This is a genomic window from Bacillota bacterium (assembly GCA_040755295.1).
Classification (GTDB): domain Bacteria; phylum Bacillota; class Desulfotomaculia; order Desulfotomaculales; family Ammonificaceae; genus SURF-55.
On record JBFMBK010000003.1, the window covers coordinates 91,205 to 103,589 of the forward strand.

Genomic DNA, 12,385 nt, shown 5'->3' on the forward strand with positions numbered 1-12,385 from the left:
GCTTTTTCCGATTGCTCGGAAGAGTTGTCCGAAAGTATACAATCGTCCGGTAAGTTTATCTCCTAATCTTTATTTCCGGTTATTTTCCTTCATAAAAAAACCGGGTGGCCGATAACCCTTTTGGTGAATAGACGCCTTTTTATTTGGTACGCGGCGAAGGGCCTGCTGGTTTATGGGGGTTGTAGGTTCACTTGGCTATGCGGCTAAGCAGGATATTTAGAGTGAACAACTAATACAGAGTATGACCGAGTGATTCAAATCGTTCAGAAAAGGGGCCTGGCATGGAACAGCTTTTCCTGGGAGCTTTGGAGATTGTGCTGATCGACCTGGTGCTGGCGGGTGACAACGCCTGCGTCATAGCCATGGCCGTACGCAGACTTTCGAAGCGGCGGAGGCTTGTGGGGATCACCCTGGGCGCCGGAGCGGCTGTAGCCTTGCGGGTCAGTCTGACCTTCGTCGCTTCTCAGATTATAATGCTCTCGTTTTTAAAGCTGATCGGCGGCGCGCTTGTCATCTGGATCGCCGTAAAACTGCTGAGGGACAATGCGATCGACTGCGAGGCCAACGGCAGAGAGGCCGGAAGTCTGTGGGAAGCCGTCAGGCTGATAATGATCGCCGACGTGGTGATGAGTACGGACAATATCTTGGCTATAGCCGCAGTAGCCAAAGGAAACCTGCTGCTTTTGCTTTTCGGGCTGGGACTGAGCATCCCGTTCGTGGTATTCGGATCGAGCTTCCTTTGTATGATAATGGACCGTTTTCCGGCCACTACTTACCTGGCGGCGGCTGTTCTCGGAAAAATCGGGGGAGAGTTGATGATTACCGATCCATATATACGGCGGTTCTATCATCCCTCGGGTGCGGTTGAGATCGCCGTAGAGATCGGTTGCGCGGTCGGCGTAATTGCGGTCGCCGCGTTGCTGACGCGCCGAAGAGCCAGACGCGTCAAACGCTGGGGCGACGCGTGGCGTTAATTTGAACGGGACGTACGGAGTGAACAGAGGTTACGGCAGGTCAGTTCATGTTGACCCGAAGACCTGTTTTCGGGTATAATTAATGAGCATATACGGGGCGTAGCTCAGCTTGGCTAGAGCGCTACCTTGGGGTGGTAGAGGCCGCTGGTTCAAGTCCAGTCGCTCCGACCAGTTGTTAAAACCCGCGATTTTTTCGCGGGTTTTATTATTTACCAGGAAACTATGCTTGTTTAAGAATATACTTTTGGCGTGCTCGGCGTTTTGGCGGTTAGTTTGTATTATCTATTTTTTCATGACGGCAGGCAAAGGTTGGTCCCTACAGGCATGTTTTCGGGGTCAACGAACGGATTGAGCGCCAGTAAAGTGTCCAGAGGCACCCCGGTGGCCTGGGATACGGCCCAGAACGTTTCGCCGGGCGCCACCGTCCAGTAAATGCCGGATGCGCAGGCGGAATTCTGCCTCACAGGAGCTACGGGAGGCAGGCATATCAACCGGCCCGCCTGAAGGTTGTAAAGGTCTATCCCTGGATTAAACCTCAACAAGGTATCAACCGTCGTTTTATTTTCTCTCGCTATCTTCCATAAGGTATCACCGGGTTTTACCGAGTAATGGCGGGTAAAATCAATCCGCCGGCTCATGGCGTTCACTTCCCGAATTAACGGTATTATATGGTGATATACCTTATGATTGTTTAACGAAAATGGTTAACGGCGGTGTTATGTAAGTTGATCCATTACTCCTGACTTGCCATAATGTCTTCGGCCTCTTTTATAAGGCTTTGCACGTGATTAATGGTGTCCTGGTCCACATTCATCTCCAGCACGCGTTCCCACTGGGCGATGGCTCCCTTGTAGTCTTCTTTTGCGTCAGCCAAGAAGACGCCGTAATTGATACGGGCGTTTGCGTAAGTCGGAGCCTGAGATACAGCCTGTTCAAAACTGCTTTTCGCCAGCGCTTCTCTCCCGGCATAAAAGGCTGCCGTGGCCATGTCTACCCTGGCGGCGATGTTTTCAGGGTCCAGGTCAAGAACCTTCTGATAGCTTTCCACCGCGCGGTTAAACCATTCGGTTCCCTCTTCCTTTTGCTGCAAATCAAAAAGATAGATTGATCCAAGGTCGTACTGGTTATTCGCCAACGTAACAAGCGATTCTTTGTCGGCGGGTTGACTGCTAAGAATCGACTGCAAATCGTTTATCTCCTGCTTTAAATGATTGATCTGCGAGTTTATGCCGCTTGATGAACCGGTTTCCCGACTGTCGCCCGCCACTTCAGGCCGGTGTGTCGATACAGCCAGCCAAATTGCCGCAACAAGAACAACAGCTACCGCTCCGACGGTAACATACAGTTCATACTTACGGCCATGCGCGGGCTGTTCCCGGCTGTTTCCGTATTTACCCAATGCTGACTCCTCCGTTTTTTCGATATACGCAGCATATAATTTGATTACGGAAGCCGTTTTCCCTGCCTGAGAATAGTACTTATTTTGTTGAGCGCGACCATAAGCTCCGATCATCTCTGTCATGGGCAAACCATAAAAAAGCGTGTATTGAAAAATAATTAAAGCATCATCCGTTATATTCGCCGGACGGTTTGTTTGTTGCGGTGCAAGGATGCGGCGCGCAGCGGTGCTGCGGATGTTGACTTTCCTTATGGTTTGTGTTAAGTTTTAGCAGGAAAAATATTTTGCTCTGCGCGTTGGGCGGGTGACATGGTCGGCCCGTTTCAAGGATGTCAGGCTTCTGGGGTGGGAAGTCGTCTACAGGCTTTCCATTTTCATTTTTTTTAAGAAGATCGCAATCGTTTTTGCCGGTAAATAAAGGAGGAGGCTTTGCTGGAACACTATCAGGTAATTACGGCCGTCGCGGTGTTTTTGGTTACATACGCGTTAATAGTCTCGGAAAAGATTCATCGGACGGTGGCAGCCTTTACGGCGGCGGCGTTCCTCGTGCTGATCGGCGTGATGAACGTGCGGAATGCGGTGGAAGCGATAGATTTTAACACGATCGGCCTCCTGGTGGGCATGATGGTTATCGTCGGCGTCACCAGAAAAACCGGAATCTTTCAGTACACGGCGGTGAAAGCGGCAAAGTTATCGCGGGGTAAGCCGTTTATAATCATCGCGGCGCTTGCGTTGGTAACGGCGGTTTTATCGGCCTTCCTCGACAATGTAACCACGGTGCTGTTGATCGTTCCGGCTACGTTTTCCATCGCAAGGCGGCTGGAGCTCAATCCGGTACCGTTTCTCATCAGCGAAATAGTGGCTTCGAATATCGGCGGCGCCGCCACGCTTATCGGCGACCCGCCAAACATAATGATCGGCGGCGCAACCGGTTTGGGATTCATGGATTTCCTTATTAACCTTACCCCGGTTTTGCTGGTGACTTATATCATTACCATTTTCATAATACGGTTGATTTTCCGGCGGGAACTGTCAACACGTCAGGAACTCCAGGAAAGGATAATGGAACTCGACGAAAACCAGGAGATTAAAGACCCCGAACTGCTGCGAAAGTGCCTTATAGTGCTCTTTTTAACGGTGCTCGGGTTCTTCTTGCACCAGTACGTTCATTTGGAGTCGTCGGTTATCGCCCTATCCGGAATGAGTTTGCTGCTGCTTATCACGAGGGAAGACGTGACCGATTCCATAAACGCGGTTGAATGGTCCGTGATATTTTTCTTCATCGGTCTCTTTGTTACGGTTGGAGCTTTAGATAAAGTCGGAGTAATCGAAGCTGTCGCCGGGTGGTCTCTGGAGGTGACGCACGGCAACATGATCGCTTCGGGCATGTTAACCCTGTGGATATCGGCTATCGCCTCCGCTTTCGTGGACAACATACCGTTTGTCGCGACCATGATTCCGCTTATCCAGGACATGGGGCGGCTGGGCGGCATCGCCGACCTTAATTTCCTCTGGTGGGCACTGTCGCTGGGCGCCTGTCTTGGGGGCAATGGAACCATTATCGGGGCATCGGCCAACGTCATCGTAATCGCCATGGCCGAGAAAAGAGGCTACTCCATCAGCTTTATCGGGTTTATGAAGGTGGCATTTCCATTGATGTTAATGTCTATCGTCCTATCGACGGTTTACCTCGTTTTGTGGTTCTACTTTAACAGAACGGTCGTATTAGTTTCTACACTCGGCCTTGGTATCGTTCTCCAAATTGCTTTAAGTGTTTTTTCAAAGTACAGGTCAATGCCCGATGAGAATAAGGCGGCTTCCGACGGCGCGATCGCTTGAGACATTATAGGTCCCAAAGGTCTACTGAAATTATTTTAAAGCCACCCCAAAAGAACTGCAAAAAATGAGATTGCCGCCGTTACCCGCATGGTATTCATAATCCGTACTTCCGTCACTGAGGATTATTTTATAACCCGGCGTTATAACCTGGGCGTACATAAGGCCCGGTTCCGGACAGCCAAGGCTGGTGTCGGGCCATTCAACCTGGGTTATTTCCTTGACACCGATGGTTGATACGGATACTTCTTTGTTGTCGGCAAGGTCGGTTTTGACCTGCTCCACAATCTTTTCGGCCTCATTGGCGGCGGGCTCCGTATCCGCTCCTTCGGGAACGATAGAAACGGAACGTGCCGCAGCGTCCCAGCGGACCATGTATCCGAACGGCTCGGCGACGTATCTTGCCGGAAGGTAAGTGCGTCCGTTTATAATTAACGGCGTGACGTCCATTTCACAGGCTGCGTCGTTGACGTAAAATATATGGCCGCCTACCGCCATTTCCATGGTTACAGTATCTGTTTTCAAGGTAACAGTACGTGCGGATGAGCTCCACAAAATATTGCTTTCCGGAACGCTCAGACAAATGGCGAGATAACGCACCGGAATAAACGTCCGGCTGTTCTCTATAAAGGGTACGGCGTCCATGGTTGTGGTTTCGTCGTTGATGGTGTACGTGTTGTTGCCGACCCGGAAAACAACCTCACCGGACAGGTTGCCCGAAGCACAGGAGGTGGAAGAAATCAAAAATACAAAGGCCAGGACCGCAAGAAGGAAGAGTTTCTTATGCACGGCGGCACCTCCTTTGAATGCTGCAAAGTCGGATTTCTTAAACGCTTGCGAGCTAAACCCAACCTGAACAATCGCTCCCTTAAAGCTTCGCGATGATTCAAACATATAACACTACCGGCACTTTTATTGTAACGGGATATTAGTCCGGTCGCTATAACGGCATTGGATGAAAACGGCAGGGCGGCCTCCGGGCGCGCCCTGAAGAGGGTATCGGAATGCAAAAATGATTTCATTTTAATATTACTTATCCCTACATCTTAACTATGTTTCGCCTCGTCAACTGTTCAAGAATTACGCCGGCCAAAAAACCAGCTCCCATGTTCCAGACGGCAAAACCGGCGGTGACCAGGAAGACGTAGAAATCGTTTTTTTCGCGCGGAACATCACGGGCCGAAACAGCCAGTTCAAGACCAGCGAAAAAGAGGATTACACCAAGGATGTTCTCCGGAAACATTTTAAAAATCAACAGGACGGAATCGCTGAAGAAGAGTGCGGTCATAAGCAAAAGACACCCGAGGATAACGGTGGCCCCGCCGGTGCGCGCGCCGAAACGCACGTGGCCGGCCATGCCGCCGGCGCCGTGACACATCGGAATTCCGCCGCCGATGGGGGAAATCAGGTTCATAATGCCCTGTGAAACGGCGATCTTCTTTTCCGATACCGGGTGGTTGGGGAAGAGGCGGTTGTTCTCGGCGGTGATGGCGATGACAGCGTTGCCAAGGGTAAGCGGAATCTGCGGTATCCCAAGGATAAGCGCTCCTTTAAGGAACTCATTCCAGGTCATGTCGCCAAGAGCGAAGAGCGGCAGTTTGAAACCCACATTAACCGCCGCAAGGCGCGAGAAAAGACCGGGATCTTTATAAAAGGCGACAATTACACCGATCAAAAGAAGGGCGAACATCGCCGGTATTTTTTTGTTCCCAAGCATGAGGAATGTGACCAGCAAGGCAAATAACGCGATAACCCAACCGGTACTCATCATTCTGATGCCGTCGCGTATAAAAAGAAATCCCAGACCCAGGACGATCCCGCGGATTATCGGCTTTGTCGCTACTTTTGACACCAGGTTGATGGTGTTTGTCAGGCCCATGGTCAGCCAGAAAAGGCCCGTGAAAAGTCCCGCGCCGCAAACCATCCCCTGAGTTACCACCCCGGAAGTGATTGCCGCGGCGCCGATGGCCTTCATCGGCTGTACGGGGATGGGTGTTTTGTAGTAAGCGCCGCAGGCGATAAGCAGTATGCCGAACATGAAAAGGATGCCGAGAGGATTGAGATGCATAACGGTAATATATCCGATGACGAACGGAATAAGGGTACCGAGGTCGCCGAAGGCGCCGGCCCACTCGGAGCGATCGAAGCGGTTTCGCAGCGGGAGCGTCGGTTCCTGTGACTGAGGTTTTGCCGGCGTCACGTATTCACCTCCCAACGGCTATATGCACGACGCATATACCCTTCTATAAATTTAGCATAAGCCGGGCTCGAATAAAAGAAAAACTTTCATTACGGAGTTGCGAAATATGAAGAATAATTTCCATAATAGCGGGAGGTAACATGATCGCTTCCGCGCCTGCGCGACGGGTAACGGCGGGAAGACGGAAACCGGGCGAAAGACGAAAAGGCGTTGAGCAGGAGATTGATTGGTTTTCGCGAATAAGAACCGTTATCCATCAAAAAACGTGGAAATCTTAAAAAGACCGCGGAATGGCGGCAGCCGGAGGAGTACTTGGGGAGAGTATACCATCCTACGGCGAGGCGGAAATGGCGCGCAAAACGGAAAGGGACAACTGCATACGGTGCGGCGCCTGCTGCCTGAAGGGCGGTCCGATCCTCCATCACGAAGACAGGGCGATACTTCTCGCCGGACACGCGAGCTACCGGCACTTAATCACCATCAGGAAGGATGAATTGGCGTTCGATCCCACCATCGAGGCAATAAAACCGGTGGAGAAAGAAATGGTCAAGGTGCGCGGAAAAGGGGATGGCTGGTCCTGCTGTCTATACGACGAAAAGAACTCTACCTGTCTAATATACGAAAGCCGATTTCTGGAATGCCGCCTTCTGAAATGCTGGGACACCGCGGAGATAATATCCGTTATCGGTAAGGACACAATTACGCGCGCTGACATTATCGACCATGACGACCCCGTAATGGAGATCATCGAGATACACGAACGGGAGTGTTCCATCGGGGAGATCGAGAGGTTGATTCACGGCTTAAAATCCGGAACAGCCAAACGGGAGTCAACGGAAAAGCTTACCCATTTAATCAGCAGGGACCTGGCTATACGCTTCTTCGCCGCTTCTGAACTGGGACTGCCCGAGGATTTAGAACGCTTTGTTTTCGGGCGTTCATTGATTGAGATCGTAAAATGCCGCGGGATAAGAATTAAACCGTCCTCTTGCTTAGCAAAGGACTGTCCTCCCCAAATGAAATCATACATTACCACCGCCATTAAAGCCCCTGAATAATTCGCAAGATATCTTTGAACAAAAAACCGCCCATCGTTGGAAGGTTGCGTTCGAAAAGGCAACTGCCCGGTGAATTGTAACCGGAGTTGTTGAATACAAAAATAATCGAATCATTACAGTTTTAATGACATATGGTGTTAATATCCAGGACCAAGCTGCCGATAATTTTAAAAGAGCCTGCGTGTTTCACTTCGAACATGCGGTTCCAATGTAATGGTAAAAGGAGGCAGGCAATGAAATTATCGCTCGGTAAGTGGGGGAATCACCTAAACAGCCGGAGACTCGGACAGGAAATAAGGTTTCTACTATCGGATGAGTTGAAGAAAGGTCGCCGCGTGGAAGTGGATTTAAAGGACGTCATGACGGCGTCCCCCGGATTTTGTATCGAAGCCTTTGCTAAACTGAATCTGTATGTTCCGGAAACCGGGTTTAAGTCTTGCGTTAAATTTTCGAACGCTAACGACGAGGTAAGGACCGTCATCCAGCACGCCGTGCATCCACTTCATTACGAAGAAATGGGCAAAAAGACGGGAATTGGCATATAATTCGACTCAGTCGCCATAGTATTTATAAAGGCCGGTATCATATCCGGCTTTTCATTATAAAATACGGCATAAATTGAAATGCCTGAAAAGGTAAAATACGTTATAAGTATTGTTTAAAAAAGCAGAAGGTGGTAAACTATTCCTGGGTGGTGTAAATGCATAGCCAGACAAAAGATGCCATTATGGGGTTTTTACGTGACTACTATACCAAACACGGCCGGCATTATTATAAAGATTTTTACGACCTGCGCAGGGCGTTGCCGGACATGGAACCGCGGATCATGCAGTTCACGCTGAACCACCTTAAAAGGGACGGTCTGGTTAATTTTCTACCCGGGCACGATAAGCCCCTAGGCATAACATTAACCCCTTCCGGCATGGCGTACTTCGAGAAGGAAAAGCGACACCAAAGCACGGTGCCCGCTCAGGAAGATTCCAGGGCGACAGGTTTCGAACGCGGGATGAACGCCTTGCGGGGGTTGTTGAACGGCCGTAAATAATATCTATTTCTTTTAATTAAAGAAAGGACTTTTGTGTGAACTGAAGACAAACCCGCCGGAATCCCAACCGGCGGGATTTTACATCTAGGCCGGAGGGCGCCCCAGTCCCTCGGGCTTTAAAGCTTTGTAACGCGGTGAATTCCTCCGACCTTTTATTGCAGAACTATTCCTCCTTGTCATGCCAGTTCTCATTGCAGCCGTGCGGGCATTTCCAGTAACCACGCGGGTACCTGCCGCCGCTCAACAGATTCGGCGACCATACTGCGCCACAGTGTTTGCACTTGAAATGGCTGCCGTACCTATCGACTGCTTCGACTCCCCGCTTTTCCAATTGCTTATTACTGAAGGACATGGTTTCACCTCCCCTTTTTTAATTATCCCGCTAAGCCATGTAAATAATGCCGGGAATAGCAGGGGGTTTGTCTGAAGTTTGCCTTTTAACGTGAAGGAAACCAGACCCGCGCCGATGTGAGCGCCTTTTTAAGCAGCGAACAAGTACAAACTTAAGAAAAGTACTATAAATCTTCTCTTGACAAATCACCCGGGTGTTTGACAATAAAGGAGCGCATACTCCTCCGTCATCCGGTCACAATCACCCGGTAAACAGAATATTCTAGTTTTAAAGAATTAAGACAGGGGTGAACCCGGTGCAAACCACTCATGAGTTTATTAAGAAAATGGCGCATGCCGCCCAAGATTGTCACAGGCGAACCGGAATATTCGCGAGTTTAATCATCGCTCAGGCAGCGCTGTAATGCGGCTGGGGCAAGACAATTCCGACCGAGAAAAAGACGGGGCGCTGCAGCTGCAACCTGTTTGGGATTAAGGGGGAGGGGCCCGCAGGGTGCATAGAAATTCCTCATCCGGAGTTCGAAAACGGCAAAGAAGTATGGCACATGGCGAAGTTCCGCTGCTATCAAAATTATAAAGAGTCGACAAGGGATTACGAGAAGATGTTGATGCAGGACTTTACAAACCTGTAAGGGAGGCCCGTACCGCCCATGAAGCCGCTCACTGTCTTTATCGCTGCGGTTTTGCCACCGACCCGGAGTATGCAGAGAAACTGATATACATAATCAATAAGTACAACCTTTGTGAATTCGATAATGACTAACCGAGAGATGGCTCGCGCTTTCCCGCTGGAGACAGAGCGTGCCGTGCAAGAACCTGATGGACAACTCATTAAGAGGGTGTTAACATCGGCAGGCCGAGCCTCTCAAGCCTTTTCCCGGAAAGACTACGTCGGCATTACCATTAAAGGCGGCTGGTTAAGCCATCCCTTGGCCTTCCCGTAAAGTACGAATTTATTATGTATTTTTATTTCTTCCAGCAAAAGGTTGATGAAGGTCTCCGCCAGCTTGTCATTTTTCGGTGCGTCGATAACGGGCCGCATATGCATGTCAATAGCCGCTTGAATTCCCTGCAGGATCATCCTGTACAAGAACTTGTCGGTGAGATTTTCGGGGTCTATTCTGGTCTTCATTCCCAACGGGGGCCTTTTGGGCAAAAGAATTTCTTGTTGGGCGGCAAGTCCCTCCAGCAAGGCGATTTGCTTTTGCAGTAATTTTAGGCCTTGCTCCAAGACCAATACAAAGTCGGGATCGTGGCTTAAGGAGAGGAATAACGTGGTCAGCTGCATCTGGTCGTACCTGTGGCTTAAGAAATCCCAGAGTTGGAAGGCTTCGCCCAGGGATATCTCTTCCCGATCAACGGGTTTAGACGTCTTGAAAGACGGCGGCGGATCCTGATAACCTTTCAGTTTGCCGTACTTTTGCAGTTGATTGTGGAAGCCGATCCCCTTGATTGCAAACGCTTCGAAGTTCTCCCGGATGCTGTCGTTGGTGGTACTGGTGCGGATCGAGTATCCGAGCATGATCAGGTCATACTTGGTCAATTGGAAGGCCTGGTTATACACAAGATAATCTGTTATTACATCCATTCGAGACGCGGTCTTTGCTTCCACAGACGGCCTCGCCGGCAACCTGACTACATGTTTTGCGGCTTGGCTTTCCAGGACTATTTTCTGCTCATTAAATAGGTCTACCAAGCTGTTAACCACAATCGCCAGATCCCGGTCGTGGACGAAGTTCCTCATTATTTGGAAGGTCTCAATGTAATAGTACCTTAGGGAGACAATCACCCAAATATTGTACCCTTCGCTAACGTCGATAACGTCACGACCGGAGGAGTTTCGCTTGAAGATTGAAATCATTATATTCCCAACTCCTTTTTATGCTTTTCGCTGGAGGTTATTTATACAAGGACAGCGGATTCACGAAATGACGCAAGGAGCAGTAAATCAGCGTATTAAGGCCCTATTTGAACCAATTATCGCAGTAGTCGTCCGGTGGCTGAAAGCACGGAGTGGGTTCAATAATTATAGGTTAACCGTTTTTTAATCCTTATGAACATCCAATTTTAGGTAAAGATGCTTTTGGCATAAGGAAAAAGGTTTGTAGCAAAGGTCAATATATGTAATAGTGGGTATTTTGGAGTTAGGCTACAGTAGGGAGGGGTGAGGGAGTTGCGGCTACCAAAAGAAAACCCCAGAACACTGATGGTTACTGGGTTTTTATCTGGTGGACCTGGGGGGAATTGAACCCCCGGCCTCTTGAATGCGAGTCAAGCGCTCTCCCCCTGAGCTACAGGCCCACTGGCGAAAACTATTTTAGCACGTGAGACGGCTAAAAGCAAGCATCAAAGAGACATGGCCGCATGAAGCATAAAAAACCCGCGGTCTATACCGCGGGATAATCAAATGGAGGAATAATCAGGCCGGTTTAAGAGATCTTCTGAATGGTGACTTCCTGGCGCTGGCGTCTGGCCAGCGCTTCTTCGGCATAGTCGCTGGCAATTAGATAGAGGTTCACCCATAGCTCATGTTCATTGTTTTTACCTTCAAGCTCTTTGGAGAGTTCCCGGAATTTCTTGAAAATACGGTCCTTGAAGCAGGAGAATTCAGCCAGTATTTCGATGATGTCGCGCTGAGAGTATGTTGCGCCTTCACGAAGGGCTTTCACCATTAAATACCACCCCCTTTACGCCTGATATTACCACCTATGGTTCGTTTTGGGAACGGGTTTGTTTTGTCGAAGGGCGCTTCTTAAGGCGCGCCGTAAAAACATAAATAAAAAGGCCCTTTGAGGGCCCTTTTATGTCTTTATTAAAGACGGTATTCTGATGAAATCTTAGGTATCCTGTCTGAAACCGTAAACTCCTGCGTAAGGTGAGATGCCAATGTTTTGAGCCTGCCCCGGACGATCTGAATCCGGCCACGGACGGTTTGCGTATAATCCACCGTGTACGTTGCTCGCGGTAGCGCCGGGTGTCGTAAAATTCAGGTTGAAGGTGGGAGGCAGTCCCTCCGAGCTTCGTGCAGTCAAGCCGGTGTATGGAGTATTAGCTATGTTCGGAGTGAAAGTGTTGTAAGGCATGCCGGCGCTTGAGCTATAGCCGGTGTAAGGAAGGTTCTGCGAGGTGGAAGCAAAGCCCGTATAAGGTGTGTTCACCCCGGCGGTGTAGCCCGCCGCCCCGAGTTGACCCGCACCGACACCGGTATAACCGGTTGTGGCGAACTGCCCGACACCCGTTCCGAAAGAAGGAATTGCGGCGCCAATCTGCTGAGTTGCCGCGGAAACCGCGCTTACATCGTTTTGCAGGTTCATGCAAATCTGATAAACGCGCTGGAGATTCTGACTGTTCTGGCCCTCTTGCTGGCTGATGCGCGCGAGCTGCGACTGAGTCTGCTGCTCGACCTGCTGGAGCTGCGCGGTCACCTGACAGACATTGTTAAGATCCTGATGCAGACGGTTCAAATGGCTTTGTATCTGCTGAAATCCGTACATCCTTTTACCCCCTTTTTTATCTATTATG

13 protein-coding genes, 2 tRNA genes, 1 pseudogene and 1 other annotated feature are annotated in these 12,385 nt (G+C 49.9%); of the genes and pseudogenes, 7 read left to right on the plus strand and 9 right to left on the minus strand.

Annotation, left to right across the window (positions count from 1 at the left end):
* Positions 1-281: 281 nt before the first annotated feature.
* Together AB1500_03505 and AB1500_03510 are read left to right on the plus strand one after the other, a co-directional pair.
* Positions 282-974, plus strand: a complete 693-nt coding sequence (locus tag AB1500_03505) for a YjbE family putative metal transport protein (GenBank protein ID MEW6182231.1) — start codon at positions 282-284, stop codon at positions 972-974.
* 93 nt (positions 975-1,067) lie between these two features.
* Positions 1,068-1,145 (plus strand) — tRNA-Pro (locus tag AB1500_03510).
* A 119-nt stretch (positions 1,146-1,264) separates the two neighbouring features.
* Here AB1500_03510 and AB1500_03515 read toward each other — a convergent pair.
* Both AB1500_03515 and AB1500_03520 read right to left on the minus strand, forming a co-directional pair.
* A complete protein-coding gene (locus AB1500_03515; GenBank protein ID MEW6182232.1) occupies positions 1,265-1,612 on the minus strand; it encodes a LysM peptidoglycan-binding domain-containing protein in 348 nt (115 codons plus the stop codon).
* 95 nt (positions 1,613-1,707) lie between these two features.
* Positions 1,708-2,373 (minus strand): hypothetical protein, encoded by a 666-nt coding sequence (locus tag AB1500_03520; GenBank protein ID MEW6182233.1) that lies wholly within the window; start codon positions 2,371-2,373, stop codon positions 1,708-1,710.
* A gap of 294 nt (positions 2,374-2,667) precedes the next feature.
* Positions 2,668-2,728, plus strand: a sequence feature (sodium ion sensor (DUF1646 type); this cis-regulatory element may regulate processes involved in with the transportation of sodium ions).
* A gap of 74 nt (positions 2,729-2,802) precedes the next feature.
* Here AB1500_03520 and AB1500_03525 point away from each other — a divergent pair.
* Positions 2,803-4,212: an ArsB/NhaD family transporter gene (locus tag AB1500_03525; GenBank protein MEW6182234.1), complete on the plus strand. Its 1,410-nt coding sequence runs from the start codon at positions 2,803-2,805 to the stop codon at positions 4,210-4,212.
* Positions 4,213-4,242: 30 nt separating this feature from the next.
* Here AB1500_03525 and AB1500_03530 read toward each other — a convergent pair whose 3' ends face one another.
* Positions 4,243-4,998, minus strand: a complete 756-nt coding sequence (locus AB1500_03530) for a copper amine oxidase N-terminal domain-containing protein (protein ID MEW6182235.1) — start codon at positions 4,996-4,998, stop codon at positions 4,243-4,245.
* A 250-nt stretch (positions 4,999-5,248) separates the two neighbouring features.
* Positions 5,249-6,409: a putative sulfate/molybdate transporter gene (locus AB1500_03535; protein MEW6182236.1), complete on the minus strand. Its 1,161-nt coding sequence runs from the start codon at positions 6,407-6,409 to the stop codon at positions 5,249-5,251.
* A 290-nt stretch (positions 6,410-6,699) separates the two neighbouring features.
* On the opposite strand from AB1500_03535, the gene AB1500_03540 reads away from it, so the two are divergent.
* From AB1500_03540 to AB1500_03550, 3 genes are all read left to right on the plus strand, one after another.
* Positions 6,700-7,467: a YkgJ family cysteine cluster protein gene (locus AB1500_03540; protein ID MEW6182237.1), complete on the plus strand. Its 768-nt coding sequence runs from the start codon at positions 6,700-6,702 to the stop codon at positions 7,465-7,467.
* Positions 7,468-7,700: 233 nt separating this feature from the next.
* Positions 7,701-8,012 (plus strand): STAS-like domain-containing protein, encoded by a 312-nt coding sequence (locus tag AB1500_03545; GenBank protein MEW6182238.1) that lies wholly within the window; start codon positions 7,701-7,703, stop codon positions 8,010-8,012.
* 155 nt (positions 8,013-8,167) lie between these two features.
* A complete protein-coding gene (locus AB1500_03550; GenBank protein MEW6182239.1) occupies positions 8,168-8,512 on the plus strand; it encodes a hypothetical protein in 345 nt (114 codons plus the stop codon).
* A 163-nt stretch (positions 8,513-8,675) separates the two neighbouring features.
* Here AB1500_03550 and AB1500_03555 read toward each other — a convergent pair whose 3' ends face one another.
* Complete coding sequence (locus AB1500_03555) at positions 8,676-8,864, minus strand: hypothetical protein (protein MEW6182240.1); 189 nt, start codon at positions 8,862-8,864, stop codon at positions 8,676-8,678.
* 630 nt (positions 8,865-9,494) lie between these two features.
* Here AB1500_03555 and AB1500_03560 point away from each other — a divergent pair.
* Positions 9,495-9,626, plus strand: a pseudogene (locus AB1500_03560) (hypothetical protein).
* Between the two features lie 123 nt (positions 9,627-9,749).
* Here the strand turns inward: AB1500_03560 and AB1500_03565 are convergent.
* From AB1500_03565 to AB1500_03580, 4 genes are all read right to left on the minus strand, one after another.
* The gene (locus AB1500_03565; protein MEW6182241.1) at positions 9,750-10,724 is read right to left on the minus strand and encodes a DUF3231 family protein; all 975 of its coding nucleotides are present in this window, start codon (positions 10,722-10,724) and stop codon (positions 9,750-9,752) included.
* A gap of 365 nt (positions 10,725-11,089) precedes the next feature.
* Positions 11,090-11,164, minus strand: a tRNA-Ala gene (locus AB1500_03570).
* Positions 11,165-11,292: 128 nt separating this feature from the next.
* Positions 11,293-11,535, minus strand: coding sequence for a hypothetical protein (locus AB1500_03575; protein ID MEW6182242.1), 243 nt, complete (start codon positions 11,533-11,535; stop codon positions 11,293-11,295).
* 165 nt (positions 11,536-11,700) lie between these two features.
* Positions 11,701-12,357, minus strand: coding sequence for a hypothetical protein (locus tag AB1500_03580; GenBank protein MEW6182243.1), 657 nt, complete (start codon positions 12,355-12,357; stop codon positions 11,701-11,703).
* Positions 12,358-12,385: the final 28 nt, after the last annotated feature.

Excerpts from the sequence above, each read along its gene's own strand:
- AB1500_03575 (MEW6182242.1), bottom strand. The coding sequence starts at position 11,535 with ATGGTGAAAGCCCTTCGTGAAGGCGCAACATACTCTCAGCGCGACATC.
- AB1500_03540 (MEW6182237.1), top strand. The coding sequence starts at position 6,700 with ATGGCGGCAGCCGGAGGAGTACTTGGGGAGAGTATACCATCCTACGGC.
- AB1500_03555 (MEW6182240.1), bottom strand. The coding sequence starts at position 8,864 with ATGTCCTTCAGTAATAAGCAATTGGAAAAGCGGGGAGTCGAAGCAGTC.
- AB1500_03565 (MEW6182241.1), bottom strand. The coding sequence starts at position 10,724 with ATGATTTCAATCTTCAAGCGAAACTCCTCCGGTCGTGACGTTATCGAC.
- AB1500_03550 (MEW6182239.1), top strand. The coding sequence starts at position 8,168 with ATGCATAGCCAGACAAAAGATGCCATTATGGGGTTTTTACGTGACTAC.
- AB1500_03515 (MEW6182232.1), bottom strand. The coding sequence starts at position 1,612 with ATGAGCCGGCGGATTGATTTTACCCGCCATTACTCGGTAAAACCCGGT.
- AB1500_03505 (MEW6182231.1), top strand. The coding sequence starts at position 282 with ATGGAACAGCTTTTCCTGGGAGCTTTGGAGATTGTGCTGATCGACCTG.
- AB1500_03545 (MEW6182238.1), top strand. The coding sequence starts at position 7,701 with ATGAAATTATCGCTCGGTAAGTGGGGGAATCACCTAAACAGCCGGAGA.
- AB1500_03580 (MEW6182243.1), bottom strand. The coding sequence starts at position 12,357 with ATGTACGGATTTCAGCAGATACAAAGCCATTTGAACCGTCTGCATCAG.